Origin of the sequence: Streptomyces sp. NPDC006733, from assembly GCF_040636125.1 — a bacterium.
GTDB lineage: Bacteria > Actinomycetota > Actinomycetes > Streptomycetales > Streptomycetaceae > Actinacidiphila.
In genome coordinates, this window is record NZ_JBEYJD010000002.1 from 1 (window position 1) to 26,762 (window position 26,762).

Consider the following 26,762-nt stretch of genomic DNA (forward strand, 5'->3'; position numbering starts at 1 on the left):
CCTTCGGTGCCGTTTCACCGGCGCCCTCCGGGCTTCCCTTCGTGTTTCCGACTCTATCAGACGCTTTCGCGTCCGATTCCCAGTCAGCGGGAGTTCTGCATTTCCTGCTCCAGCGTTTCCGCCTTTCGGCTTTCCGCTGCACCCGACTTTAGCAGAAGCTTTCCGTCGGATTTCCCGGCCAATTCGAGTCTGCCTTTGGAGACATACGTTTCCAGGGCACTCGTCGAGGCGGTTGTGCCAAGGTACTGGACGCCTCCGCCCCGTGCAAATCGGCTCCGGGGGTCCTGCGGCCCCCCGACCGGGTCCTGCGGCGATGCGACACTGAGTGGTCGGGACCGGTCACCCGACGGTCGGATCCGCTCGGGCGGAATCCTTACTTCACATGACTTAGGCTGCTCAAGCGGCATCGCCGTCCGGTGACAGGTAGTGACGGCGTCTTTGAGCTCCGCATCTAGGAGGCTTCCCCATGACGATCGTTTCGTCCCCCCTCGCCGGACGGGCCATCGGGCTCGCGGCTGTGCCCGACCCGGTGTTCTCCGGCGCGATGGTGGGCCCCGGCACCGCCATCGACCCCGTGCGCGAGCCCTCGGCCGCGGTCTCCCCCGTCGACGGCGTCATCGTCTCCCTGCACCCGCACGCGTTCGTCGTCGTGGACGACGAGGGGCACGGTGTACTGACGCACCTGGGTATCGACACCGTTCAGCTCAACGGCGACGGATTCGAATTGCTCGTCGCCAAGGGCGACACGGTCCGGCGCGGACAAGAGGTCATCCGCTGGGACCCCGCCGCGGTCGAGGCCGCCGGCAAGTCGCCGATCTGCCCCGTCGTGGCCCTGGAGGCCACCGCCGAGGCGCTGGGCGATGTGGTGGCCGAGGGAGACGTCGAGGCCGGCGCCCAGCTCTTCTCCTGGAAGTAGCACCCCCCGCTGTACCTGCTGTACCCGCAGTACCCCAGGGGGCGTCAACGAGGACGTCGGAAGAATCTGAGCGACGGCACCGACCGTCGCAGTGACCGGAGACAGGTGAGATGGAGACAACGCTGCGAGGCGTCGGTGTCAGCCACGGTGTGGCGATCGGCGAGGTACGGCACATGGGTACCGCAGTTCTGGAGCCCCCGGCCAAGCAGATCCCGTCGGACGAGGCTCCGCGTGAGCAGGGCCGTGCCCGGCAGGCCGTCGAGGCCGTGGCAGCCGACCTGATCGCGCGTGGGAACCTGGCCGGCGGTGAGGCCCAGCACGTGCTGGAGGCCCAGGCCATGATGGCCCAGGACCCCGAGCTGCAGGCCGATGTCGAGCGCCGGATCGCGGTCGGCAGTTCCGCCGAGCGCGCCGTCTACGACGCCTTCGCCTCCTACCGTGCGCTGCTGGCCAACGCGGGTGAGTACCTGGCCGGCCGGGTGGCCGACCTGGACGACGTGCGCAACCGCATCGTGGCCCGGCTGCTCGGCGTCCCGATGCCGGGGGTGCCGGACAGCGACGAGCCGTACGTGCTGATCGCCCGGGACCTGGCGCCCGCGGACACCGCGCTGCTCGACCCCACCCTCGTGCTCGGTTTCGTCACCGAGGAGGGCGGTCCGACCAGCCACAGCGCGATCCTGGCGCGGGCGCTGGGGGTCCCGGCCGTGGTCGCGATGCCCGGTGCGGGCGAGATCGCCGAGGGCACCGTCATCGCGGTGGACGGCAGCAGCGGCGAGCTGTTCGTCAACCCGAGCGCCGAGAAGCGTGCGGAGCTGGAGGAGGCCGCGGCCGCGCGCCGCGCCGCGCTGTCGGCGACCTCCGGTCCCGGTGCCACCTCCGACGGACACAAGGTGCCGCTGCTCGCCAACGTGGGCGGTCCCGGTGACGTGCCCGCGGCGCTGGAGGCGGGCGCCGAGGGCGTGGGCCTGTTCCGCACCGAGTTCCTCTTCCTCGACGACTCCGCGAAGGCGCCGTCGGAGGAGAAGCAGGTCGAGGCGTACCGCAAGGTCCTGGAGGCGTTCCCCGAGGGCCGGGTCGTCGTGCGCGTGCTCGACGCGGGCGCCGACAAGCCACTGGACTTCCTCACGCCCGCCGACGAGCCCAACCCGGCGCTGGGTGTGCGGGGTCTGCGGTCGCTGCTGGAGCACCCCGATGTGCTGCGGACCCAGCTGCGGGCGCTGGCCACGGCCGCCCAGGGACTGCCGGTGCACCTCGAGGTCATGGCGCCCATGGTGGCCGACCGTATCGACGCCAAGGCGTTCGCCGACGCGTGCCGCGAGGCCGGTCTGCGGGCGAAGTTCGGGGCGATGGTCGAGATTCCCTCGGCGGCGCTGCGGGCCCGGTCGATCCTCCAGGAGGTCGAGTTCCTGTCGCTGGGCACCAACGACCTGGCGCAGTACACCTTCGCGGCCGACCGGCAGGTCGGCGCGGTCTCCCGTCTGCAGGACCCCTGGCAGCCCGCGCTGCTCGACCTGGTGGCCGCGTCGGCCGACGCGGCCAAGGCCGAGGGCAGGAGCTGTGGTGTCTGCGGCGAGGCGGCGGCCGACCCGCTGCTGGCCTGTGTGCTGACGGGTCTGGGAGTGACGAGCCTGTCCATGGGCGCGGCCTCCATTCCGTACGTGCGCGCCACGCTGGCGAAGTACACGCTCGCGCAGTGCGAGCGTGCGGCGGTCGCCGCCCGGGCGACCGACACCGCCGACGAGGCGCGCCGCGCCGCGCAGGCGGTGCTGTCGGGCGAGTGACTGCCGCTGCCCGCGCCGTCAGGCGTGCGGGCAGCAGCTCGGAGGGGCGTTCCACCGGGTTCCGGTGGGGCGCCCCTTTCCCGTCGGGGCGTCAGCCGTGCGGGGGCGGGCCGAGCGGCCGGCCGGACCGGTAGGTGACGCCGGGCTCCGGCGGTACCGGTTCGCCCGTTGCGGCGTCGGTGCAGTAGGCGTTGAAGACCTCCGCCTCGGTGAGCGGCTGCGGCCAGCCGTCGCGCAGGGACCAGCCGCGCACCTCGTCCCGTCCCCCCGTGACGGTGGAGCGGACGACGATGCCCGCGGAACCGCCGCTGACGGCGGCCGCGGCGAGGACCGTGCAGAACACCAGGGCGTCGGCCTCGGCGAGGTGGATGCGGCCGGAGGCGGTGCGCTCCGTGGTGAGGACGGCGAGCAGCGGCGCGCCGTGGGGCTGTTGCACGCTGCAGACCACGTGGTGGGTGCCGGTGCCGGCGGTTTCGATGAGTGCCACCAGGGCCCGGGAGGCCCGTTCGAAGGCGCGGCGGGCGAGTTCGCGGCCGCCGCCGGTGCGGGCCTCGGCGGCGGTGAGGACGTCGGTGGCACGGTCCCAGGCGGCCTGCCGGTCGGTCTCGTGGCGCAGTTGGGCGAGGAGTCGGCGGACGGGCTGCCCGCTGTACGGGACGCCGGGCCCGGTCGCGGTGACGGCGGCGGTGTAGCGGGCGCGGCTGGCGGCGGTGCCCGGGTCCCGGCCGGTGTCGGCGCAGTACTCCGCGTACTGCGCGGGGTCGAAGAGGGTCACGGTGACGAACAGCCCCTGGGAGAGCAGCGAACGCAGCAGGCCGTCCATCTGCCGCAGGTACGCGCGGTGGTCCGCGCAGGGCAGGCCGCGGTGGGGGCGCATGGCGGTGAAGTCCCGTTCGTCGGCGAGCAGCGCGACGATGCTCGGCGCCTCCCTGCGCAGGGCGCGGCGCACGCTCGTCCCGCGTGGTGCCCGGGGCCGCGAACGGCCCCCCGTCCGGCCGCTCTTCCCCCGGTGGTCCCGGATCCGGTTCCCGTGCTTGGTGCGTGCCATGTCTCCCCCTCGGCGCGTCGATCAGTTCTCACTCACCGTAATCGGAGGCACTGACAATCCGGACGGCTCCGCCGGATCCGTCACCTTGCGTGGTGATGCGAGGCGTCGCAGCACCATGCGCTTCTGCAGGAACGCGGTGCCGGCGAGGGCGGTGCCGAGGCCGAGCCAGCCGAGCGGCCCGGCCGCGATGACCGCGGCCGTCATGATCAGCGGGCCCGCCGCGCGTTCGGCGGACTGGGCCAGGCCGTGCACGCCGACGTACGCGCCCTGCGCGTCGTCGGGCGCGAGGGCCACGGACAGTTCCCACGAGACCGTGGCCTGGTACATCTCCACGAAGGTGAAGGCGACCGCGGCGACCAGCAGCGCGGCGGTGGCCGCCCAGCGGGCGTCGACGACGGAGGCGGCCACGGCCGCTCCGCCGAGGAAGTAGCAGGCGGCGACGTGCCGCAGGGTGCCGGCGGCCAGGTGCGGTGTGCGGCCGTGGCGGGAGAGCCGGACCTGGAAGAGCACCACCACCACGGTGTTGATGACGAAGAGCAGGGCGGCGAGCCCGTGCGGGGCGGTGGTGGCGCTGATGATCCACAGCGGCATGCCGACGCGCAGGACGGAGCCGTCGAGGAAGAGCAGGGCGTCGGTGGCGGCGTAGCCGAGGTAGCCGCGGTCGCGCCAGGGGCTGCGGGGCGGCGCCGGGCGGACGGCGGCGGGCCCGGCCGGCGCCTTCGTGGCGGACGAGGCCACCGCCCTGCTCGCCGACGGGGGTTCGGCGCAGCGGGCGACGAGGACGGCGACGACGCAGAAGGAGAGGCCGTCGGCGATCAGGAGGCCGCGGTAGACGCCGGCGCTGCCGAAGGCGAGGCCGACGGAGGCGCCCAGGCCGCCGAGCGTGTAGCCGACGTTGACGACCGTGCGCTGCACCGCCTGGTAGCGGGACCGGTCGGGGCCGGCGACGCGGGCGGCGTAGAGCTTGGTGAGGACGGAGGCGGAGCGTTCGCCGAAGCTGCCGAGGGCCACCAGGGGCAGGAGTTGCCAGAAGCCGTCGGCGGCGAGCATCAGCAGCCCCGAGGCGGCGCGCACCAGTTGCACGGCGAGCAGCAGCCGGGTGAGGGGGAAGCGGTCGGCGAGCCGCCCGGCGACGGGTGAGCCGGCGATGCCGACCGCGCCGGCCAGGCCCATCAGCAGGCCGATCCGGCTCGCGCTGAGGTCCGCGACGACGAGGAAGTACAGCGCGGTGACGCTCAGCCAGAGGCCGGAGCCGGTCTTGTCCACGAAGTTGATCCAGAGCATCCGGCGGCCGTCGGGTCCTCCCGGTATCCGCGCCGCCACCCCTGCGCCCGTCCCCGTCCCGGCTCCTGTCCCCGACTCCGGCCGCATCCGCATCCGTTCCCCCTTGACGCCGTCTTTGTATCAATACATACTGACCAATGTGGCAACACAATATGCGATCACGGGTACGACCGCCAAGGGCATTGCCGCGTCCGTCGAGCGCGCGGTCGCGGACGGGTCGCTGCCGCCCGGCAGCGCCATGCCCCCGGTGCGCCGGCTCGCCGAGGAGCTCGGGGTGAGTCCCGGCACCGTGGCCACGGCCTACCGGGAGTTGCGGCAGCGCGGCATCGTGCTGACCCGCGGGCGCGGCGGGACGGTGATCGCCGAGGCCCCGGCCGTCGGCACCAGCGGCTCGCGCCGCCCCCCGAAAACCCCGGCCGGGGTGCGGAGTCTGGCCGGCGGCCACCCCGACCCCGCGTTCCTGCCCGACCTGGTGCCGCCGGCCCGGGTGGTGCCGGGGCCCGGGTCGCACCGGACCTCGCCCCGGCTGCCGGAGCTGGAGGCGGTGGCCCGGCGCTGGTTCGAGCGCGACGGCGTACCGGCGCAGCACGTGACGTTCGCCCATGGCGCGCTGGACTGCGTGGGCCGGCTGCTCTCGGCGGAACTGCGGCCGGGCGACGCCGTGGCGATGGAGGACCCGGGCTTCCACCGGCTGCTGGACCTCGCCCCGGCGCTGGGGCTGCGCATCGTCCCGGTCGCGGTGGACGAGGAGGGGATGCGCCCGGAGGCGCTGCGGGCCGCGCTGCGCGCGGGGGCCAGGGCGGTGGTGTGCATGCCGCGTTCGCAGAGCCCGATGGGCGCGTGCTTCTCCGCGCGGCGCCGGGACGAGCTGCTGGCGGTGCTGGCGGCGGCCCCCGAGGTACTGGTCGTCGAGGACGACTACACGGCGGACACCTCGGGGGTCCCGCTGCACTCCCTCACCACCGGCGGGCTGCCGCGCTGGGCGCAGGTCCGCACCGTGTCCAAGCACCTGGGCAGCGACCTGCGGTGGGCCGCGCTCGCCTGCGACGAGACGTCGCTGGCCCGGCACGACGGCCTGCTGCTGCTCACCTCGGGGTGGGTGAGCCACGTACTGCAGGAGACGGTGCTGCGGCTGCTGGCCGATCCGGCGACGGCCGCGCTGGTGGCGCGGGCCGAGGCCGCGTACACCGCCCGCCGCGAGGCGCTGATCGGCGAGCTGGCGCGGCACGGCATCCCCGCGCTCGGCCGCAGCGGGCTCAATGTCTGGGTGCCGGTCAGGGACGAGTCGGCGGTGGTCAACGGGCTCAGGTCGCACGGGTGGTGGGTGGCGGGCGGGGCCCGGTTCCGCACCGCGTCGGCCCCCGGGGTGCGGGTCACCACGGCGGATCTGGCGGTGGAGGACGCGGCCCGGCTGGCGGCGGACTTCGCGGCGGTGCTGGGCGAGTCGGAGAGCACCTACGGGGGCTGACGGGAGTGACGGGTCATCAGTGACTCCTGGCGTGAGCCTTGACGTGCCCCTGACGGTCAAGTATCCACATACTGGGCGGCATTGGTACAGACCTATGGGAGTCCAGTATGCGAAGATCCCTCACGCTCGTCCTGGCCCTGCTCGGGACGCTCGTCCTGTTCCTCACGCCGCCCGCCGCCGCGGCCGGCGGCGTCTCGGCGGCGTTCTCCAAGACCTCGGACTGGGGCTCGGGCTACCAGGCCCAGTACCGGATCACCAACGGCTCCACCTCCACCCTGACCGGCTGGAAGGTCGAGTTCGACCTGCCCCCGGACAGCAGTGTCGGCAGCTACTGGGACGCGCTGCTCACCCGGACCGCCTCCCACTACACCTTCACCAACCGCGAATACAACGGCACCCTGGCCCCCGGCGCCTCGGCCGTACTCGGCTGGGTCGCCGCAGGTTCCGGCACCCCGGCCAACTGTCTGCTGAACGGCGGCTCCTGCGACGCGGGCCCCGCCGACACCACCGCCCCCTCGGTGCCCGGCGGCGTCACCGTCGGCTCGGCCACCGGCTCCTCCCTCACCGTGCGATGGACGGCCTCCACCGACGACTCCGGCACGGTCGCCGGCTACGAGGTCTCCCGCGACAACGCCGCGCCCGTGGCCGTGAGCGGCACCTCGTTCACCGCCACCGGACTGCAACCCACCACGAGCTACGGCTTCCGGGTCCGGGCCAGGGACGCCGCGGGCAACACCTCCCCCTACAGCGCACCGGTCAGCGGCACCACGACCACGGGCGGCGGCCCCGGTCCCGGCAGCGTGCACACCGCCCCCTATGTCGACATGGGTGCCTGGCCCACGCCGAGCATGCCCGACATGGCCGCGGCGAGCGGCCTGAAGAGCTTCACCATGGCCTTCATCACCGCCTCCGCCTGCAAGGCCATGTGGTTCAACGCCTACGACCCGCGCGACGGCTGGGCCAAGGACCAGGTCGACGCCATCCGGGCGGGCGGCGGCGACGTGAAGATCTCCTTCGGCGGCGCCTCCGGGGCGGAGCTCGCCCAGGCCTGCTCCACCGTCGACTCGCTGTACGCCGAGTACGACGCCGTCGTCACGGCCTACGGCCTGACCTACGCCGACTTCGACATCGAGGGGTCCGCCACCGCGGAACCCGCCTCCATCAGCCGCCGCTCGCAGGCGCTGGCCCGGCTCCAGCAGGCGCACCCCGGGCTGCGGATCTCCCTCACCCTGCCGGTGCTCCCCGAGGGGCTGACGGCGGACGGCCTCAACATCGTGAAGTCCGCCCGTGACGCGGGCGTCACCCTCGACGCCGTCAATGTCATGGCCATGGACTACTACCGCGCCACGGACTACGGTGATGCGGCCGTCCAGGCGGCGCAGAGCACCCAGGCGCAGCTCAAGACCCTGTACCCGGCCAGGACCGACGCCCAGCTGTGGGCCATGACCGGAGTCACCCCGATGCTCGGCCAGAACGACGACGGGCACGTCTTCGACCAGGCCGACTCCCGCCAGCTCGTGGCGTTCGCCCGGTCCCGGCACCTGAACATGCTCGGCTTCTGGGAGGAGACCCGCGACCGCAACGCCTGCACCGGGGCGTTGTACAGGTGCACCAACGTCCCGCAGTCGCCCTACGAGTTCTCGAAGATCTTCGCCCAGTACACCGGGTGAGGGCGGCGCCGTGCTGACGCGGTCGGCCGCGTCAGCACGGCACTCGCCACCGCCCGGTCAGGCGCGGCGCTCCTGGGCGAGCCGCTCGTAGAAGCGCAGCGCGTCGATGTCGTCGACGGAGCCGGGGTTGACCGTCCGGTCCAGCGCCGCGCCCTGCATCAGGCGCTTGACGGGGACCTCCAGGCGCTTGCCGGTCAGCGTGTGCGGCACGGCGGGGACGGCGATGACCTCGTCCGGGACGTGGCGGGGCGAGAGTTCGGCGCGGATCACGTCCTTGATCCGGCCGCGCAGCGCGTCGTCGAGCCCGGCGCCCGGCGCCAGGTGGACGAAGAGCGGCATCCAGTAGCCTCCGTCCGGCAGCTCGACGCCGATGACGAGCGACTCGCGGATCTCCGGGAGGCGTTCGACGGCCTCGTAGATGTCCGCGGAGCCCATCCGGACGCCCTGCCGGTTGAGGGTGGAGTCGGAGCGGCCGTGGATGACGACGGTGCCGCGCTCGGTGATGGTGATCCAGTCCCCGTGCCGCCACACCCCGGGGAACATCTCGAAGTAGCTCTCCCGGTAGCGGGCGTCGTCCGGGTCGTTCCAGAACCGCACCGGCATCGACGGCATCGGGTTGGTGACGACCAGCTCCCCGACCTCGCCGGTCACCGGCCGGCCCGCCACGTCCCAGGCCTGCAGGTCGGTGCCCAGGCTCGCCGCCTGCAGCTCCCCGATGTGCACCGGGAGGGTGGGCACGCCGCCCGCGAAGCAGCTGCACACGTCGGTGCCGCCGCTGACGGACGCGATCCAGACGTCCTCCTTGACCTCCTCGTGGATCCAGCGGAACCCGTCGGGCGGCAGCGGCGAGCCGGTCGAGGCGACGCACGTGACCGCGGAGAGGTCGAAGTCGCGGCCCGGCCGGACCCCGGCCTTGCGGCAGGCCATGACGTAGGCGGCGGAGGTGCCGAAGACGGTGGCGCCGGTGCGCTCGGCGATCCGCCACTGCGCACCGGTGTCGGGGTAGCCGGGGCTGCCGTCGTAGAGCACGACGGTGGCGCCGGTCAGCAGGCCCGACACCAGGAAGTTCCACATCATCCAGCCGGTGGAGGTGTACCAGAAGAAGCGGTCGCCGGGCCCGAGGTCCATGTGCAGGCCGGTCTGCTTGAGGTGCTCCAGCAGGATGCCGCCCTGGGACTGCACGATCGCCTTGGGCAGGCCGGTGGTGCCCGAGGAGTACAGCACCCACAGCGGGTGGTCGAAGGGCACCTGCTCGTACACGGGCGCGGTGTCGTCCGACACGACGTCGTCCCACTCCAGGGCGCCGGCCGGCGCCTTGGTGCCCAGCAGCGGGATGTGGACCACGGCGCGCAGCGAGGGCAGCTCGTCCCGCAGTTCGGCGACGCTCTCCGTCCGGTCGTGCTCCTTGCCGCCGTAGCGGTAGCCGTCGACGGCGAACAGGACGACGGGCTCGACCTGCTGGAAGCGGTCCAGGACGCTGCGGGCGCCGAAGTCCGGGGCGCAGGAGGTCCACACGCCGCCCACCGCGGCGGTCGCGAGCAGCGCGACGACGGCCTGCGGGATGTTGGGCAGATAGCCGCTGACGCGGTCGCCGGGGGTGACGCCGAGGGCGCGCAGCCGGCCCGCCACGGAGGCGACCTGCCGGCTCAGCTCGGCCCAGCTGGTCTCCGCGATCTCCGGGCGCTCGTCCAGGTGGACCAGGGCGGGGGTGCCGGCGCGCTCGGGGTCCAGGGCCGGGCGCAGCGCGTGCTCGGCGTAGTTGAGGGCCGAGCCGGTGAACCACTGGGCGCCCGGCATGGAGGCGTCGGCGAGCACGGCCTCGTAGGGGGTGGAGAACCGCACCTGGAACCACTCCGCGACGGCCCCCCAGAACACCGCCGGCTCCCGCACCGACCAGGCGTGCAGTGCCCGGTAGCTCGCGGCCGGGTCCGCGGGGTCGCCGGCCGGGGCGCCGTGCCGCTCCGCGGCCCAGGTCTGGAAGTGCGTCACGCGCGCGCCGGCGACCCGCTCGGGGCCGGGGGTCCACAAGGGCTCCGGGGCGTGGGCGGGCTCGGTCGTGGTGCTCATGGGGCGGCTCCCGGACGGTACGGCGACGTCGCTTTGTGTGCGGCTGGACCCTGGGCGGGCGGAATGTCCCGCGGCAGGGCTGGGCAGGACGATGCCACGTGATCGTCCCCGACGCCAGGGCGGGGCCCCCACAACGGGGTATGCCGCGGTGTGGTGCACCTACAGGTGAACACCGGCTGAACGCCCGGTACGGCGGCGCGGAGCAGTGGAAGGGTGGGCCCCATGGATGCTCGGGACCTGGTGCGGTCGCTACGGATGGTCGGGTCCGCGAACGGCCTGCTGACGCTGCGGTCCGCGTGGCGGCGGCGGCGCACGGACGGGCGGGACCTGCCGAGGCAGGGGACGGAGCGGGCCCGGGTGCCCGGACCGGCGCTGGGGGTGGAGCCGCTGCCGGGCGGCGGGGTGGTGCGTTTCACCCGCTCGTCCCTGCGGGTGCGGGTCGCGGTGGGCGGCGCGGTCTTCTGCGGGTGGGACGGGGCCGAGGCGGAGCCGTCGTACGCGCTGGCCGGGGACACCCCGCCGGTGGACACCCGGGTCGAGCTGGAGCGCGACCGGACCGGGGACGGCTGGCGGGTGGTGTCGGAGCGGGTGACGGTTTTGGTCTCGCGGCACGGCACGGTGGAGTTCCGCACCCCGGGCGGGGTGCTGCTGCGGCGTGATCTGCCGCCCCGCTGGTGGGATCCGGCAGGGCGGCAGCCGGGTGACCGCACCCGCTGGGTGCAGCGTTCCGAGACCGCCGCGGACGCGTGCGTGTTCGGCCTGGGCGGCCGGTCATCGGGGCCCCGGCTGCGGGAGGGGTCGTACCGGCTGTGGAACACCGACCCGGGCGGTTCCTTCGGCCCCGGCGACGACCCGCTCTACATCACCATGCCGGTGCAGCTGGTGGTCGCGGACGCCGGCTGCCATCTGGTCTTCCACGACACCACGTGGGACGGCCGGGTGACGCTGCGCGACGGCGAGGAGGGCGCGGGCTCCGGGCACGACCGGCCGGGCGGCTGCGAGCTGCGGGTCGACGGCGGACCACTGCGCTACTGGGTGCTGACCGGCCCGCCGGCCCGGATCCTGGCGGGCTGGACGGCGCTGACCGGACGGCCGGCGCTGCCGCCGCGCTGGGCCCTGGGCTACCAGCACTCGCGCTGGGGGTTCAACGACGAGCGGGAGGTCCGCCGGATCGCGGCCGGCTACCGGGAGCGGGGGCTGCCGCTGTCGGCCCTGCACCTGGACATCGACCACTTCGACGGGCACCGGGTCTTCACCGTGGACCGCGAGCGCTTCCCCGACCTGCCCGGGCTCGCCGCGGAGCTGCGGCGCGACGGGGTGCGGCTGGTGTCGATCGTCGATCCGGGGGTGAAGGCGGAGCCGGGCAACCCGGTGTACGACGGCGGAACGGCCGCCGGGGCCTTCGTCCGGGACGCCCGGGGCCAGGAGGTGCGCGGCGTGGTGTGGCCGGGCGAGGCGGTCTTCCCGGACTTCACCGACCCGCGGGCGCGCAAGTGGTGGGGCACCTTGTACGCGGAGCGGCTGGCGCAGGGCTTCTCCGGGGTCTGGCACGACATGAACGAACCGGTGTCGTTCAGCGCGTTCGGCGAGCCGACGCTGCCGCGCTCGGCACGGCACGCCCTGGAGGGCCGCGGCGGCGACCACCGCGAGGCGCACAACGTCTACGCGCTGGGCATGGCCCGGGCCGGCTACGAGGCGCTGCGGGAACTGGCGCCCGAGGCCCGGCCGTTCCTGTTCTCCCGCTCCGGCTGGGTGGGGATGCAGCGGTACGGCGGGACGTGGTCGGGCGACGTGGCCACCGGCTGGGCGGGGCTGCGGGCCTCGCTCTCCCTGATGATCGGCCTGGGCCTGTGCGGGGTGCCGTACTCGGGGCCCGACGTCGGCGGGTTCACCGGGTCGCCCTCCCCCGAGCTGTACCTGCGCTGGTTCCAGCTCGGCGCCTACCTGCCGTTCTTCCGCACCCACTCGGCGATCGCGGCGGGCCGGCGCGAGCCGTGGGGGTTCGGTCCCGAGGTCGAGGAGCACGCGGCGGCCGCGCTGCGGGAGCGGCGGCGGCTGCTGCCGTACTTCGACACGCTCGCCCACCTGGCGCGGCGCACCGGCGCGCCGTACGTGCGGCCGCTGTGGTGGAACGACCCGGAGGACCGCGCGCTGCGCGGCTGCGGGGACGCCTTCCTGCTGGGCGACGCCCTGCTGGTGGCGCCGGTCATGGAGCCCGGCTCGGTCACCCGGGCGATCCGGCTGCCGCGCGGCTGCTGGTACGACACGGCGACCGGCACCGCGTACGAGGGGCCGGGGCAGATCCTGCTGGACGCGCCGCTCGGCCGGACCCCGGTGCTGGCGCGGGCCGGCGCCGTCCTGCCCGTGGCGGGCGACGACGGGGCCGTGGAGCTGGAGGTGTGGGCCCCGGCGGCCGGGCGCACCGGCGGCGGCATCGTCTTCACCGGCGAGGGGGACGGCTGGGCCGAGCCGCTGGTGGAGCGGTTCACGTCACGGCTGGTCGACGGGCGGGTGGTGGTGGAGCGCGTCGGGGAGGACGGGGTGGGGCACCCGGTGCGGGTGCGCGGGCTTCCGGAGTGAGGGGACGGCCGGTGCGGGTCAGGAGGGGTGCGGGCGGGCGCCGTGCTCGCCGTACGCGCCGGCGAACCAGCGCCGGACCGCCAGGGTGTGCAGCGGGAACGCCAGCTCGGCGGGCGCGCGCAGCACCTGCCAGCCCTCGGTCTCGTCGGTGGGCACCGACGCCGGCAGGTCGGCCGCGTCCCGCAGCGGCAGCAGCCCGAAGACGAGCAGGAACCCGCCCTCCGGGTCGGTGAGGGTGTCGGCGAGCACCGGGTCGGCGTCCGCCGCGATCCCGGTCTCCTCGGCCAGTTCGCGCACCACGGCCCGCTCCCACGTCTCCCCGTGGTCGATGAAGCCGCCGGGCAGGGCGAGCAGCCCGCGTCCCGGCTCGATGGTGCGGCGGATGACGGCCAGCCCGGTGCCCGCGCCGTCGCGGACCGGCAGCAGCGCGATCGCCACCGGGAGCGGGTTGCGGTAGGCGGTGGCCCCGCAGGCGGCGCAGGTGCGCGGCCAGCCGGCGGCGGGGCCGAACGCCGTACCGCAGTAGGAGCAGTTGGAGTCCTTCTCGCGACGGTGCACGCCGGGACTGTATCCGATCACCGCACCCGGGGAGCACTTGTCCGCGCCCGCGATCCGCGACAGTGTTGCGCGTCGGCGACCGCGCCCCGCGCGACCCGCCCCCCGACCCCGTCCGACCGCTGGAGGACCCATGCCACGCCTCACGACCGTGCTCCGCACCCTGGCCGTCTCCGTCGCCACGCTGATCGCCGTGACCGCGGGCGGCGCCGCCGCCCCGGCGCAGGCGAGCTCCGGGCACGGCGGAGGGGGCGGCCCCAAGGCGCCCGGGGACTTCGTGGCACTGCGGGACATCGACCCGACGATCCAGCAGGAGATCCGCTACTTCACGGCGCACAACTTCGTCGGGGTGCCCATCGACGGCTACCGGCAGCCGATCTGCCTGCTGACCCGGACGGCGGCGAAGGCGCTGCACGCGGCCCAGGTGCGGCTGCTGCGCCGCGGGTACTCGCTCCGGGTCTACGACTGCTACCGGCCGCAGCGCGCCGTCGACCACTTCGTGGCCTGGGCGAAGGACCTCGACGACCAGCGGATGAAGGACGAGTTCTATCCGCATGTCGACAAGTCGCGGCTCTTCGAGGACGGTTACATCGCGGAGAAGTCCGGGCACAGCCGGGGCAGCACCCTGGACGTGACCATCGTGCGGCGCTCGGGCGCCAGTGTCGACATGGGGACTCCGTTCGACTACTTCGACACGCTCTCCCACACCCTGGACCCGCGGATCCAGGGTGTGCAGCGGGAGAACCGCCTCCTGCTCAAGAACACCCTCGAAGGGCTCGGCTTCGTCAACCTCGCCGAGGAGTGGTGGCACTACACGTACAAGCCGGAGCGCTTCCCCGACACGTACTTCGACTTCCCGGTCTCCCGGCGGTCCCTGACGTCCTCGCACGTCGGCCCGTAGGACTCCAGCGCGACGGGCGCGGCCAGCGCCTCGCCGACGGCGGCCGACCACTCCTGCGGGTCGGCGCCGGGGGTCTCCCAGACGGCCGGCCTGGCGCGCGCCAGACGGGCCGTCAGCGCGGCCTGCCGGTCCAGGTCGCCGGGGGCGCCGGCCGGCAGGCGTTCGACCAGCCGGCCGTCCATGCCGTAGGCGCGGGCGATCCGCAGTCCCGGGCAGCGGGCGGGGGCGTCGAGGTGGGTGACGGCCAGCGCGTCCACTCCCCCGCAGGCCTCGACGGCGTAGGCGTGCGCCACCGCGTCGAAGTGGCCCCGCCGGAACGCGCCCTGCCAGCGGCCGTGCCCGTTGTGCGGTTCCGGCAGCTCCCGGGCCAGCTCCGGGTCCTCGGTGACCAGCGGGCCGGGCCCGTGCCGGGTGGTGTAGGTGCGCACCACGCCGAGCCGCAGCGCGGTGCCCGCGCCGCCCGCCTCGGCCAGCAGCGTCTCGGCGTTGGCGAAGGTGGTCGTCGACCACGTCGTGTACGGGTGGAAGCCGTGCCACTCGTCGAGCAGCACGCCCTGGGCGCCCTCGAAGACCACCGGGCCCTCGGCCAGCAGCCGCGCGAGATGTCCCTCGCCGGCCAGGGTCACCGCCCGCGCGAAGGCCGCGAAGGCGTCCGCGCAGTGCTCGACGGGCGGCGCCGGCAGCCGCCCCAGCTCGTCGGACAACCGGTCGCGCAGCAGCGCGAGCTTGCGCAGCAGGCGGGGGCGCGAGACGCAGTCGCCCACCCGGGGCGCGTCCTCGGGGTGGGCGAGGGCGTACGCCGCCGTCTCGCCGATGCCCATGCCGCACGAGCCGTGCCGCTCGCCGCCGCGGGCCTGTTCGCGCAGCCGGTTGGCGGCCGCGTGGTACGGGGTGGTGAGCGCGGCGTCCCGGTCGACGGTCAGCAGCGCCAGCGGCTCGCGGACGCCGAGCGCGGTGAGGTGGTCCGCCTCGGCGGACAGCGCGAGCGGGTCGACCAGCATGAAGCGGGACAGGTAGGTGGGCGTCCCGTGCAGGGTGCCGGAGCCGAACTGGGCGAAGGTGTGGTGGCGTCCGTCGGGCGTGACGACGTTGTGCGCGGCCTGGGCGCCGCCGTTGAAGCGGACCACCGCCCGGACCGGCTCCGCCGAGCAGAGCCGGTCCACGACGGCGCCCTTGCCCGCGTCCCCGTAGCCGAGGTCCACGACGATCGTGTGCACTACAGCCTCGTCGTGGCGGCCGGTCCCGCCGGACCGCCGACCAGCGGGGCGCCGGCCGCCGGGCCCGACGCGCGGTCCCGGCCGAGCGCGGCCAGGGCCTTGCCGACCGAGGCGCCCGCGTCCGAGCCGACGTCGTCGAGGTCGGCGAGTCCCTCCGCGAGGTCGATGGCCTCCTCGCCGAGGCCGATGGTGAGCGCGATCGTCTCGCAGACCGCGTCCAGGTCGTCGAGTTCGATGACGTTCTGGCCGAGCAGCTTGCGCCACAGGCCCAGGACCTCGGTGTTGCCGACGTACGAGGAGCCGGCCGGCAGGATGTAGTACACGTCGAACTTCCGGCGCAGCTCGGCGATGATCGCGGTGATCGGGATGTCCTCGCGCAGGTCGTCGCCGAGGACGTCGCGCACCTCGCGCGCCTTGACCTTCCCGTACGGCATCTCGTCGCCGATGAGGAACAGGTAGCCGCGCCGGCCGCGCTTCTCGTGGCAGTCGATGGAGGTGTGCCGGGCCATCGCGTACATGGCGAGCTCGTACGACTCGGTCATCTGCCCGCCCCCGCCGCCCTCCAGCAGGATGTTGCCGAGGTCGGCGTCCATCCGGTTGTCGGACTCGAACTGGCCGAGCTGCAGCGGGACCCGGTCGCAGGTGGCGTCGCCCACCGCGCCGAAGAGGATCTGCGGGTGCTCGACGTAGCCCTTGCGCAGCAGCAGCCCGAACAGCTCGGGCAGTTTGGTCTGCAGGGTCTGCGGGACGGACCGCATCGAGCCGGTCACGTCGAAGAGCACCGAGACGGCGACCGACGCGGGGTGCTCGTCCGAGTCGCGGCTCTCGCGGACGCTGAGGCCCTTGGGGTCCAGGGACGGGTGTGCCGTCCAGGAGCCGCGCGGGGCGGACGAGGTGACGTGGTCGCTGTAGGCGAAGGCGCCGGCGCCGGACGCGGCGCGGTAGCGCGCGGCGGCATCGTAGACGTTGGTGGACCAGCTTCCGCTGCCCATGGTGTTCCCCCTCGGTGAGGTGTGCGGGTGTGGTGTGCGGGTGTGGTGTCAGGTGCCGGTCAGGCGACCGGCATGGTGAACGGGCGGAACGTGCGCGGCCCGTAGAGCCGGTCCAGCAGCTCGTCGAGTTCGGCCAGCAGCCGCCAGGCGTCGTGCGGCCGGCCCGCCTCGCCGGGGAGCGTGCAGCCCCGGACGAAGGCGGCGAGCGGCTTGGGGATGCGCTCCCCCATCAGCTGCTCCATGCAGCGCGCCGCGAGGTGGAGGTCGGTGGCTTCGGTGACGGGCCGCCGGCCGGGGATCTCGGGCGGGTACCGCTCGCGGTGCCGCTCGATGAGGACCGGCGCCGTGGTGCCGGTCGCGGTGGCGTAGCACCAGTCGACGAGCACCAGCCCGTGCTGGGCGGGGTGGATGAGGACGTGCTCGGGGAAGACCGCGCAGTGCACCAGTTGGGCGCGGTGCGCCCAGCCGAGGGCGACCAGCAGCCGGCGCCACATCCAGACGGCGTCCAGCGGGTCGAGGCCGCCGGGGTGCGCGGCGGCGACCTCGGTGAGGCTGTGGAAGCCGTCGAGCGGTTCGAGGGCGTTGACCCGGCGCTCGGTGCCGCTGGTGTCGCGGTGCCGGAACGTCTCGATCAGCCGGGGGGCGTAGGCGCGGTGGCGCGGTTCCGCCCGGGTGTCGAGCCGGGTCAGCACGTCGGCCTCGTGCTCGATCAGATCGTTGTCGTACGGCCGGAGCGCGATCTTCAGCAGCGCGTCGTGCCGGGTCCCGTCGGCGCGCCGGTACGCGGCGCGGCGCAGGACGGCGAGGTCGCCGGTGGCCTGCGGGTCGCCGGCGCCGAGCAGGTACGTGTGGCGGCGGGTGGTGACGGTGGCGGGCGCCGGGTCCGCTGCGTCGAGGTACTCCCGCCACCGCGCGGTCAGGGCCAGGAACGCGGCCGAGGCCTCGGCCCGGCGGCCGGGCGGCGCGGTGTCGGGGTGCAGCAGCCGGGTGAGCCGGCGGTGCAGCCGCCCGGCGGCGGCCCGGTCCTCGGGGAAGTCGTGGCGCAGCGCGTCCAGGGCCTGGTCGAAGGTGTGGACGGCGCCGCCGGCGAGGGTCATCGCACGGTCTCCTCGCGGTCCGGGCGCAGCAGGGCGGGGTGCAGGAGGCGGGCGTCGCCCGCGCGGTAGAGCCGGGCGCGCGGGCCGCCGCGGGCACTGGCGTGGGCGGCTGTGCCACCGGTGGACTCGACGAAGCCGGGGACGGAGAGCACCTTGCGGTGGAAGTTGCCCGCGTGCAGGGTCGCGCCCCACACGGCCTCGTAGACGGCGCGCAGCTCGGAGATGGTGAACTGCTCGCCGAGGAAGGCCGTCGCCAGCGGGGTGTACTCGATCTTCGAGCGCGCCCGGTCGAGGCCGTCGGCGAGGATCCCGGCGTGGTCGAAGGCCAGCTCGGGGGCTGCGGGCCGGCGGTCGGGACCACCCCCGTGGGTCCCGGACCGCCGGCCCTGCTCGTTGGGACGCCGGTCCGGCGCCTCCGGTTGCCAACCGGGTTCAACTTCTGTGACGGGAATCCACGCGGCGGCCGCGGCGTCGCTGCCGGCGCGGGCGTCCGGGAGGTCGGGGGCGAAGGCGAGGTGGGCGACGGAGACCACGTGCATCCGCGGATCGCGGTCGGGGCGGCCGTACGAACCGAGCTGTTCGAGGTGGACCCGGCCGAGGCCGCCGGCGGCGTCCAGACCGGTCTCCTCGGCGAGTTCCCTGGCCGCGGCCTGGCCGAGCGACTCCCGTCCGGCCCGGACGAATCCGCCGGGCAGCGCCCAGGCGCCCTCGAACGGCGGCGCGCCCCGGCGGACCAGCAGCACGTGCAGGGCGCCGGCGCGCAGCGTCAGGGCGACCACGTCGACGGTCACGGCGATCGGGTCGAAGGCGCGCGGGTCGTAGGCGGCGAGGAAGCGCTCCTCCTCCTGCTGCGGTGCCATGGCTGCCTCTCGTCAAGTTCTTCTCAGAGTGAGTAATTCTCTGCTTGAGAAGAACTTAGCACCGCCCTCCGGCGGCGTCCAGGGGCGGAGGGACCCGGCCCCGCCATTCCCTCCCCCGCCCGCACATGGCAGACTTCTGACGAACCGTCAGATTCAAAGGGGAGGCGGCACGTGGCGCGAGCACTCAGACCTGTGGTGGCCGGCTGGTTCGGGGAGGCCGGCGAGGGCCCGGAGGGCACCGGCGACGGCGCCGGCGGCTTCCATCTGATCGGCACCCGGTGCCGGGAGTGCGGCTCGGTGTTCTTCCCCCGGCAGGACACCTTCTGCCGCAACCCGGCCTGCTCCGGCACCACGCTGGAGGAGACGCCCCTGTCGCGGCGCGGCCGCGTCTGGTCGTACACCGACGGGCGCTACCGCCCGCCCGCGCCCTACGTCTCCGACCCCGCCGTGGAGTGGCAGCCGTACGTCCTGATCGCCGTCGAACTCGCGGCGGAGCGCATGGTGGTGCTCGGCCAGGCCGCCCCCGGCACCGCCCTGGCGGACCTCGCCGTCGGCATGGAGGTCGAACTCGTCCCCGGCGTGCTGAACGAGGACGACGAGGCCACCTGGACCACCTGGCACTGGAAGCCCCTGGGAGGCGGCCGATGACGCACGACGTGGCGGTACTGGGCGCGGGCATGCACCCGTGGGGCAAGTGGGGCCGGTCCTTCACCGAGTACGGGGTGGCCGCCGCCCGCGCGGCCCTCGCCGACGCCGGGCTGGCCTGGACCGACATCCAGCTCGTGGTGGGCGCCGACACCGTGCGCGGCGGCTACCCCGGCTACGTCGCCGGCGCCACCTTCGCCCAGGCGCTGGGCTGGCAGGGCGCGCGGGTCACCAGCGTGTACGCCGCCTGCGCCTCGGGCGCACAGGCCGTCAACGCCGCGCGGGCGCAGATCCTGGCCGGGATGGCGGACGTCGCCCTGGTGGTCGGCGCGGACGCGGCGCCCAAGGGCTTCTTCGCCCCCGCCGGCGGCAACCGCCCCGACGACCCGGACTGGCTGCGCTTCCGCGTGCTGGGCGCCACCAACCCCACGTACTTCGGCCTCTACGCCCGCCGCCGCATGGCCCTGCACGGCGACACCCTGGAGGACTTCGCCCAGGTCAAGGTGAAGAACTCGGCGGCCGGCGCCGCCAACCCCAACGCCCGCTACCGCAAGGCCGTGACGGCCGGCGAGGTCGCCGCCTCCGCGGTCGTCGCGGACCCGCTGCGGCTGCTCGACATCTGCGCGACCTCCGACGGGGCCGCCGCGGTCGTGCTCTGCAGCATGGAGTTCGCCCGGCGGCACACCAGCGACCCGGTGCGGATCCGCGCGGTCTCCACCGTCACCCCCACCTACCCCAAGACCGTGCTGGACCTGCCGGACTTCGCCACCGACTCGGCGGCCGCGGTCGAGCCGCCCGCGCTGGGGCTGCGCGCGTCCATCGCGGCGGCGGCGTACGAGGAGGCCGGGATAGGGCCGGCCGACCTGGACCTGGCGGAGGTCTACGACCTGTCCACCGCCCTGGAACTGCAGTGGTACGAGGACCTGGCGCTGTGCGCGCCGGGCGAGGGCGCCAAGCTGCTGCGGGACGGCGCGACCGCGCTCGGCGGCCGGATCCCGGTCAACACCAGCGGCGGGCTCGCCTCGTTCGGCGAGGCGGTGCCGGCGCAGGCCATCGCCCAGGTCTGCGAGCTGACCTGGCAGTTGCGCGGCCGGGCCGGCGACCGGCAGGTGCCGGGCGCCCGCGTCGGGATCACCGCCAACCAGGGGCTGTTCGGCCACGGCTCCTCGGTGATCGCCGTCCGGTGAGCCGCTCGCGGCCTTGACGCTCCATCAGCGCAGGTGAACACTTCCGGTGGCGCGCAGGCCCGCGGGAGGCCCTTTCCACCGCAGGCGATGTCGCACGCCCTTCGATGGCACCAGCCCGGTCAGTGCAGCCTGCGCGAGGGAGCCCGCCATGCATTCCAACGGGGACGTCTTCATAGGCGAGATCATCGGAACCGCCCTGCTGATCCTCTTCGGCGCGGGGGTCTGCGCCGCCGTGACCCTCAAGCACTCCAAGGCGAGAGCGTCCGGCTGGATCGTCATCGCCTTCGGCTGGGGCTTCGGGGTACTCGCCGGGGCCTACACCGCCGGACCGCTCTCCGGGGGCCACCTCAACCCGGCCGTCACCCTCGGGATCGCCATCGACACCGGTGACTGGGACCAGACGGGGTACTACGTCGGCGGGCAGATGGTCGGCGCGCTCATCGGCGCGACCCTGGCCTGGCTGGTCTACTACGGCCAGTTCGCCGCCAACGACGGCGTGGACGAGGAGCCGCTGGGCACCCTCGGGATCTTCTCGACCGTCCCGGAGATCCGCGTCCCCTGGCAGAACCTCGTCACCGAGGCCGTCGCCACCATGGGGCTGGTGCTGCCGGTGCTCGCCTTCCCCGGCAACAAGGGGCTGGGCGAGTCGGGCACCACCACGCTGCTCGTCTCCCTGCTGGTCGTCGGGATCGGCCTGTCCCTGGGCGGGCCCACCGGCTACGCCATCAACCCCGCCCGCGACCTGGGCCCGCGCATCGTCCACGCACTGCTGCCCATCCCCAACAAGGGCACGTCCGACTGGGGCTACGCCTGGGTGCCGGTCGCCGGTCCACTGATCGGCGGCGCACTCGCGGGGCTCCTCTACAACGTCGCGTTCTAGCTCTCCGGGAGGCCGTCATGAGCGACCAGTCCGTCACGTACGTAGCCGCCATCGACCAGGGCACGACCTCCAGCCGGTGCATCGTCTTCGACACCGACGGCTCCATCGTCGCCGTCGACCAGCGCGAGCACCGGCAGATCTTCCCCCGGCCCGGCTGGGTGGAGCACGACGCCACCGAGATCTGGTCCAAGGTGCAGGCGGTGGTGGCGGGCGCGCTCGCCAAGGCCGGGCTGCGCGCCGACCAGCTCAGCGCGCTGGGCATCACCAACCAGCGGGAGACCACCGTGCTGTGGGACCGGGCCACCGGCCGGCCCGTGCACAACGCGATCGTCTGGCAGGACACCCGCACCGCCGCGCTCTGCGACGAGCTGGGCGGCCAGGACGGCCAGGACCGCTTCCGCGAGCTGACCGGCCTGCCGCTGGCGAGCTACTTCTCCGGGCCGAAGGCGGCCTGGCTGCTGGAGAACGTGCCGGGGCTGCGGCGGCGCGCCGAGAACGGCGAGATCGCCTTCGGCACCATGGACTCCTGGCTGATCTGGAACCTGACCGGCGGCGTCGACGGCGGCGTCCACGTCACCGACGTCACCAACGCCTCGCGCACCCTGCTGATGAACCTCCAAACGCTCCAGTGGGAGCCGTCGGTGCTCGCCGCGATGAACCTCCCCGAGGCGATCCTGCCGGAGATACGTTCCTCCTCCGAGGTCTACGGCACCGCCGTCGGCCAGCTGGCCGGGGTGCCGGTGGCCGCGGCCCTGGGCGACCAGCAGTCGGCCGTCTTCGGGCAGACCTGCTACGAGCCCGGCGAGGCCAAGAACACCTACGGCACCGGCAGCTTCCTGCTGCTGAACACCGGCACCCGGCCGGTGCCCTCCAAGAACGGGCTGATCACCACCGTCGGCTACCGGCTCGGCGGCCAGGCGCCGGTGTACTGCCTGGAGGGCTCGATCGCGATCACCGGCGCCCTGGTGCAGTGGTTCCGCGACCAGCTCGGCATCATCCGCTCCGCCGACGAGATCGAGGCGCTGGCCGCGAGCGTCGAGGACAACGGGGGCGCCTACGTCGTGCCCGCCTTCTCCGGCCTGTTCGCCCCGTACTGGCGCTCCGACGCCCGCGGGGTGATCACCGGCCTGACCCGCTACGTCACCAAGGCGCACCTGGCACGGGCGGTGCTGGAGGCGACCAGCTGGCAGACCCGCGAGGTCGTCGACGCGATGTACCAGGACTCCGGGGTGCGGATCACCTCGCTGCGGGTGGACGGCGGCATGACCGTCAACAACCTGCTGATGCAGCACCAGGCGGACGTCCTGGGGGTGCCGGTGATCCGGCCCGTGGTCGCCGAGACGACCTGCCTGGGCGCCGCCTACGCGGCCGGCCTGGCCACGGGCGTCTGGCCGGACCTCGACACGCTCAAGGCGCACTGGAAGCGCGACACCGAGTGGACCCCGGCCATGGACGAGCCGACCCGCGAGCGCGAGTACCGGCGCTGGAAGAAGGCCGTCGAGCGCAGCTTCGGCTGGCAGGACGAGGACGCGGCCGACGACCGGCCCGGCGGGTGACGTCAGGTGGCGGCGGGCTCCCTGCGGTCCGCCGCCACCTTCGCCGCGTGCTCGACGACGGTGATCAGCACCTGCTTGGCGGAGGCCCGGTCCCGCGCGTCGCACATCACGACCGGCACGTGCGGATCGAGGTCCAGCGCGTCGCGGACCGTCTCCGTCGCGTGCTGGGTGGCGCCGTCGAAGACGTTCACGGCCACCGTGAAGGGGATCCCGCGCCGCTCGAAGTAGTCGACGGCGGCGAAGCAGTCCTCCAGGCGGCGGGTGTCGGCCAGCACGACCGCGCCCAGCGCGCCCTGCGCCAGCTCGTCCCACAGGAACCAGAAGCGGTCCTGCCCGGGCGTGCCGAACAGGTACAGCACCAGGTCCTCGCGGAGCGTGATCCGGCCGAAGTCCATGGCGACGGTGGTCGTGCTCTTCGCCTCGACCCCGTGGATGTCGTCGACCGGCCGGCCTGCCTCGCTCAGCGGCTCCTCGGTGCGCAGCGGCCTGATCTCGCTGACCGCGCCCACCAGTGTCGTTTTGCCGACCCCGAAACCGCCCGCGACCAGCAGCTTGAGCGCTACCGGATCGGGGGCGGACCTGCGGCGTCGGTCAGAGCGCCCGAAGCCCATTGATCACCTCTCGAAGAATGCTCTCGTCCACCAGCTCGGCCGGTGGTACAGGCATGCTGACGTGGACGAGTTCCGCGTCCAGCAGGTCGCCGACGAGTACGCGCACCACGCCCACCGGCAGATCGAGGTCGGCCGCCAGCTCGGCGACCGAGGTCGCCATCGACTGGCAGCGGTCGATGATGTCGAGGTGCTCGGGCGACAGGGTGGGGTCCCCCTCGGCCGCGCCGTCCTCACCGTCCGGCTCGGTCATCACCAGGGCGATGAGGTCGAGCCGGCCCTCGGCGGCGTGGCTGGTGCGGCCACGTGTCATCGCGTAGGGACGCACCACCGGGCCGGCGGCGTCGTCGTACCATCGGTCCTTTTCTGAAGTCATGTCACCCCGTACCCGTCATCAGGTCATACCGTCAGCCGCTGAGCGCCGCGCCGCTGTCGGTGCGCGGAGCCGTGCCCAGGTGGGCACCGACCCGCTTGACCAGCAGCGCCATCTCGTACGCCACCTGCCCGACGTCGGAGTCGGCGTCGGTCAGTACGGCGAGACAGCTGCCGTCACCGGCCGCGGTCACGAACAGGAACGCCTCGTCGAGCTCCACCATGGTCTGGCGGACCCCGCCGGCGTCGAAGTGCCGGCCGACGCCCTTGGCCAGGCTGTGGAAGCCGGAGGCGACGGCCGCGAGGTGTTCGGAGTCCTCCCGGGTCAGCCCGTCCGAAGCGCCGATCGCCAGGCCGTCGCCGGAGAGCACCAGTGCCTTGCGGATGCTGGCCACGCGGGTGACCAGGTCGTCAAGGAGCCAGCTCAGCTCGCGTGTCGGGCTCGATGGTGCGGTCATCGACCGTTCCCCTCAGGAGTCGTTCTCGGTGCTGGGTGTTCGTCCTCCGAGCCGTGCCGGCCGGCGGTGTCCTCTGCGACATCGTGTTCACGCCCGCGCTGCCAGCCGCGCTGGAGCGCGGCCATGCGGTCCCGCACCTCGTCGGCGGTGCGTTCGCGCGGTGCCTCCGCGCCGGGCCGCGCGGCGGCACCGGTGTCCTGCGACGCCGACTCGACGCGCAGCTGCGGGGCGAGGTTGGCCTGCCGGACCCGCTTGGGCAGCAGCGCCGCCCCCGGCGCCGGGGCGCCGGACGGGCCGGACGGGCCGGACGGACCCGACGGCTCCGCGGAGCGGGCCGCCGGGACGGTCGGCGGGGGGACCGGACGGCCGCGGTCCGAGACCAGGACCGGGGCGGTCCGGCGGCGCCGCGGCAGCGGCAGCGGGTCGCCGTCACCGCCGTCCGGGCCGGGGCCCGCGATATCGGGGGCCGCGTCCGGTACCTGGACGTGCTCCCTGCTGTCGTCGCTCCTGGCGGTCTCCAGTCCCCACTGCCGGAAGGACAGCTCGGTGCCGGGCGAGTCCATGTCGATCTCCTCCGCCCCGAGCATCCCGCTCAGGCGGGTCGCTCCGGTGTCCTCGCCCGCCTCGGTGAGCAGCGTCGCCGGGATGAGGACGACCGCGGTGGTGCCCCCGTACGGCGACAGGCGCAGGGAGACCCGGATGCCGTGCCGCTGGGCGAGCCGGCTGACGACGAACAGGCCGAGGCGGTCGGTGTCGGACAGCTCGAACTCGGGGGTCTCGGCGAGCCGCAGGTTCGCCTCCAGCAGCGCGTCCGGGGTCAGGCCGAGGCCGCGGTCGTCGATCTCCAGCACGAAGCCGTTGGCGACGTGCTCGCCGTGCACCCGGACCGCGGTGTGCGGCGGGGAGAACACGGCGGCGTTCTCGATGAGTTCGGCGACCAGGTGCGTCACGTCGGCGACGGCCGAGCCGGCCACCGCCAGCCGGGGCAGCCGGCGGACCTCGATGCGCTCGTAGTCCTCGACCTCGGCGACCGCCGCGCGCACCACGTCCATGAGCTGGATGGGCTTGCGCCACTGCCGGGAGGGCGCGGCTCCGGAGAGGATCACCAGGCCCTCGGCGTGCCGCCGCATGCGGGTCGTCATGTGGTCGAGCCGGAAGAGGTCGGCGAGTTCCTCGGTGTCCTCGGTGCGCCGCTCCATCGCGTCCAGCAGGGTCAGCTGGCGGTGCAGCAGGACCTGGCTGCGGCGGGCGAGGTTGACGAAGACGTCGGAGACGCCGCGCCGCATGTCGGACTGGCGGACCGCCGCCTCGACGGCGGCGCGCTGCAGGGTGTTGAGGGCCTTGCCGACCTGCCCGACCTCGTCGTCGGTGTACTCCAGCCGCGGCACCTCGGTCTCGACGTCGACCTTCTCGCCGGCCGCGAGGCGGCGCATGACGCGGGGCAGCCGGGTGCCGGAGACCTCCTGGGCCTCCTTGCGCAGCCCGGACAGGTCGCGGATCAGGCTGCGGCCGATGCGTACCGAGACGAAGAGCGAGGCGATGACGGCGAGCAGGCCGGCGCCGCCCGCGATCGCCGCCGTGAGCAGCAGCTTGAGGGCGTAGGGCTCGGCGCGCTTCTTGTGCAGGTCGCCCGCCTGGGTGTTCAGCCGGTCGAGCTCGCTCAGCGCGGTGGTCGCGGTCTCGAGCCAGGAGGCCTGGTCGGCGACGCGCGGCGCGGAGCCCGCGCCCGCGGCCATGATGGAGTCCTCGGCGGCGAGCAGCGCCTTGCCGTTGGTGCCCCGCCAGAACTCGTCGTAGAGCGACCGCTCGTTGTCGGGGAGGAGCTTGAGGTTGTCCTCGAAGTAGTCCCGCTGCTCGGCGACGGCGAAGGTGAAGGAGCGCATCTCCTGCGGACTCATCCGGCCGGTGGTGATCGTCGCGGCCATCAGGGCGTCCTCGCGGCTGATCGCCTCACGGGCCCGAGTGATGATGATCAGGGCCCGGCCCTGCTTGTCGATCTGCACGTTGTTCAGCGGGTTGAGCGCGTCGAGGAAGTCGTAGCAGGGGTCGACCATCTCGTTGTAGGCGCCGAGCGCCTCGTTGCGGGTGATCGTCTGGTCGTCGACCCGGGCGCGCAGCGCGGTGAGGTCCTCGAACCCCCGCGTCACGGCGTCCAGTCGGAGCTTGGCGTCGCCGCTGAGGTCGTCCCTGACGTCCGCGTCGGACGCGTTGGTGCGCAACTTGGCGAAAATCTGGTCGGTCGCCTGTTCCTGCTTGGCGAGCCCGGCCTTGAAGTCCGACCGGCGCGGGTCGGCCAGATACAGGATGGCGGCGCGCCGCTCCTGTTGCAGGGCCTGGACCGCGTCCTCGGTCGGGTAGCCGACGTCGTTGACGAGGCGCTCGATGTCCAGCAGACCCCAGACCTCGCGGCCGGTGAGCGTGGCGGCGAACGCCCAGATGGCCGTGAGCGACACCAGCGGGATCAGCAGCAGCGCCACGATCTTCCGGCGGATCGTCGTACCGCGAAAGCGCATGGCCTCCCCAACGTCAGCCCCGTTCGGGGGGTGTTCGATCGCATGGAATCTGCGCGAGCCTACTACTGCCTCACAGGTAACTCGAAAGCCAGTCCGGTGGCTGGAGT

Annotated in this window: 22 protein-coding genes; 10 read left to right on the forward strand and 12 right to left on the reverse strand. The window is 73.8% G+C overall.

Annotation, left to right across the window (positions count from 1 at the left end; genetic code table 11):
- Positions 1-466 precede the first annotated feature (466 nt).
- Both ABZ721_RS02265 and ptsP read left to right on the forward strand, forming a co-directional pair.
- Complete coding sequence (locus ABZ721_RS02265; protein ID WP_358786654.1) at positions 467-916, forward strand: PTS glucose transporter subunit IIA; 450 nt, start codon at positions 467-469, stop codon at positions 914-916.
- Between the two features lie 110 nt (positions 917-1,026).
- Entirely contained in the window at positions 1,027-2,697 is a 1,671-nt protein-coding gene (gene ptsP / locus ABZ721_RS02270; protein ID WP_358786655.1) for a phosphoenolpyruvate--protein phosphotransferase, read from the forward strand.
- Between the two features lie 91 nt (positions 2,698-2,788).
- On the opposite strand, the gene ABZ721_RS02275 is transcribed toward ptsP, so the two are convergent.
- Positions 2,789-3,646 (reverse strand): hypothetical protein, encoded by an 858-nt coding sequence (locus ABZ721_RS02275; RefSeq protein ID WP_358786656.1) that lies wholly within the window; start codon positions 3,644-3,646, stop codon positions 2,789-2,791.
- 120 nt (positions 3,647-3,766) lie between these two features.
- On the reverse strand, positions 3,767-5,029 hold the full coding sequence (locus tag ABZ721_RS02280; RefSeq protein WP_358786657.1) for an MFS transporter: 1,263 nt from the start codon (positions 5,027-5,029) through the stop codon (positions 3,767-3,769).
- 139 nt (positions 5,030-5,168) lie between these two features.
- Between ABZ721_RS02280 and ABZ721_RS02285 the strand changes: the two genes are divergently transcribed.
- Together ABZ721_RS02285 and ABZ721_RS02290 are read left to right on the forward strand one after the other, a co-directional pair.
- Complete coding sequence (locus ABZ721_RS02285) at positions 5,169-6,497, forward strand: aminotransferase class I/II-fold pyridoxal phosphate-dependent enzyme (RefSeq protein WP_358786658.1); 1,329 nt, start codon at positions 5,169-5,171, stop codon at positions 6,495-6,497.
- Between the two features lie 107 nt (positions 6,498-6,604).
- The gene (locus ABZ721_RS02290) at positions 6,605-8,167 is read left to right on the forward strand and encodes a cellulose binding domain-containing protein (RefSeq protein ID WP_358786659.1); all 1,563 of its coding nucleotides are present in this window, start codon (positions 6,605-6,607) and stop codon (positions 8,165-8,167) included.
- A gap of 57 nt (positions 8,168-8,224) precedes the next feature.
- On the opposite strand, the gene ABZ721_RS02295 is transcribed toward ABZ721_RS02290, so the two are convergent.
- A complete protein-coding gene (locus ABZ721_RS02295) occupies positions 8,225-10,234 on the reverse strand; it encodes an acetoacetate--CoA ligase (protein WP_358786660.1) in 2,010 nt (669 codons plus the stop codon).
- A gap of 222 nt (positions 10,235-10,456) precedes the next feature.
- Here ABZ721_RS02295 and ABZ721_RS02300 point away from each other — a divergent pair, with 222 nt between their 5' ends.
- On the forward strand, positions 10,457-12,814 hold the full coding sequence (locus tag ABZ721_RS02300) for a TIM-barrel domain-containing protein (protein WP_358786661.1): 2,358 nt from the start codon (positions 10,457-10,459) through the stop codon (positions 12,812-12,814).
- A gap of 18 nt (positions 12,815-12,832) precedes the next feature.
- Here ABZ721_RS02300 and ABZ721_RS02305 read toward each other — a convergent pair whose 3' ends face one another.
- Complete coding sequence (locus ABZ721_RS02305; RefSeq protein ID WP_358786662.1) at positions 12,833-13,372, reverse strand: NUDIX domain-containing protein; 540 nt, start codon at positions 13,370-13,372, stop codon at positions 12,833-12,835.
- Positions 13,373-13,502: 130 nt separating this feature from the next.
- Between ABZ721_RS02305 and ABZ721_RS02310 the strand changes: the two genes are divergently transcribed.
- Positions 13,503-14,270: a M15 family metallopeptidase gene (locus tag ABZ721_RS02310; RefSeq protein WP_358786663.1), complete on the forward strand. Its 768-nt coding sequence runs from the start codon at positions 13,503-13,505 to the stop codon at positions 14,268-14,270.
- Here ABZ721_RS02310 and ABZ721_RS02315 read toward each other — a convergent pair.
- Genes ABZ721_RS02315 through ABZ721_RS02330 form a run of 4 tightly spaced genes read right to left on the reverse strand, consistent with a single transcriptional unit; the run spans position 14,180 to position 18,436 of the window.
- Positions 14,180-15,487, reverse strand: coding sequence for an adenylosuccinate synthetase (locus ABZ721_RS02315; protein WP_358786664.1), 1,308 nt, complete (start codon positions 15,485-15,487; stop codon positions 14,180-14,182). The genes ABZ721_RS02310 and ABZ721_RS02315 overlap by 91 nt on opposite strands.
- Positions 15,487-16,479 carry a hypothetical protein gene (locus tag ABZ721_RS02320; RefSeq protein ID WP_358786665.1) on the reverse strand — a complete coding sequence of 331 codons (993 nt, stop codon included), beginning with the start codon at positions 16,477-16,479 and terminating at the stop codon, positions 15,487-15,489. The genes ABZ721_RS02315 and ABZ721_RS02320 overlap by 1 nt, the downstream gene beginning before the upstream one ends.
- 59 nt (positions 16,480-16,538) lie before the next feature.
- Positions 16,539-17,576: a molecular chaperone DnaJ gene (locus ABZ721_RS02325; RefSeq protein ID WP_358786666.1), complete on the reverse strand. Its 1,038-nt coding sequence runs from the start codon at positions 17,574-17,576 to the stop codon at positions 16,539-16,541.
- Complete coding sequence (locus ABZ721_RS02330; RefSeq protein WP_358786667.1) at positions 17,573-18,436, reverse strand: NUDIX domain-containing protein; 864 nt, start codon at positions 18,434-18,436, stop codon at positions 17,573-17,575. Before ABZ721_RS02330 ends, ABZ721_RS02325 begins: the two co-directional genes overlap by 4 nt.
- A 195-nt stretch (positions 18,437-18,631) precedes the next feature.
- Between ABZ721_RS02330 and ABZ721_RS02335 the strand changes: the two genes are divergently transcribed.
- From ABZ721_RS02335 to glpK, 4 genes are all read left to right on the forward strand, one after another.
- Positions 18,632-19,084, forward strand: coding sequence for a zinc ribbon domain-containing protein (locus ABZ721_RS02335; RefSeq protein ID WP_358786981.1), 453 nt, complete (start codon positions 18,632-18,634; stop codon positions 19,082-19,084).
- Positions 19,081-20,268, forward strand: a complete 1,188-nt coding sequence (locus ABZ721_RS02340; protein WP_358786668.1) for a lipid-transfer protein — start codon at positions 19,081-19,083, stop codon at positions 20,266-20,268. Before ABZ721_RS02335 ends, ABZ721_RS02340 begins: the two co-directional genes overlap by 4 nt.
- Before the next feature lie 148 nt (positions 20,269-20,416).
- The gene (locus ABZ721_RS02345; protein WP_358786669.1) at positions 20,417-21,148 is read left to right on the forward strand and encodes an MIP/aquaporin family protein; all 732 of its coding nucleotides are present in this window, start codon (positions 20,417-20,419) and stop codon (positions 21,146-21,148) included.
- 17 nt (positions 21,149-21,165) lie between these two features.
- Positions 21,166-22,704, forward strand: coding sequence for a glycerol kinase GlpK (glpK, locus tag ABZ721_RS02350; protein WP_358786670.1), 1,539 nt, complete (start codon positions 21,166-21,168; stop codon positions 22,702-22,704).
- A gap of 2 nt (positions 22,705-22,706) precedes the next feature.
- Here the strand turns inward: glpK and ABZ721_RS02355 are convergent, their stop codons facing one another.
- From ABZ721_RS02355 to ABZ721_RS02370, 4 genes are read right to left on the reverse strand one after another with little or no spacing between them, the layout of a single operon-like run.
- Entirely contained in the window at positions 22,707-23,315 is a 609-nt protein-coding gene (locus ABZ721_RS02355) for an ATP/GTP-binding protein (protein WP_358786671.1), read from the reverse strand.
- Positions 23,296-23,688 (reverse strand): DUF742 domain-containing protein, encoded by a 393-nt coding sequence (locus ABZ721_RS02360; RefSeq protein ID WP_358786672.1) that lies wholly within the window; start codon positions 23,686-23,688, stop codon positions 23,296-23,298. The genes ABZ721_RS02355 and ABZ721_RS02360 overlap by 20 nt, the downstream gene beginning before the upstream one ends.
- Positions 23,689-23,719: 31 nt before the next feature.
- On the reverse strand, positions 23,720-24,142 hold the full coding sequence (locus tag ABZ721_RS02365) for a roadblock/LC7 domain-containing protein (RefSeq protein ID WP_250974712.1): 423 nt from the start codon (positions 24,140-24,142) through the stop codon (positions 23,720-23,722).
- Positions 24,139-26,655: a nitrate- and nitrite sensing domain-containing protein gene (locus ABZ721_RS02370; RefSeq protein WP_358786673.1), complete on the reverse strand. Its 2,517-nt coding sequence runs from the start codon at positions 26,653-26,655 to the stop codon at positions 24,139-24,141. The genes ABZ721_RS02365 and ABZ721_RS02370 overlap by 4 nt, the downstream gene beginning before the upstream one ends.
- Positions 26,656-26,762 lie beyond the last annotated feature (107 nt).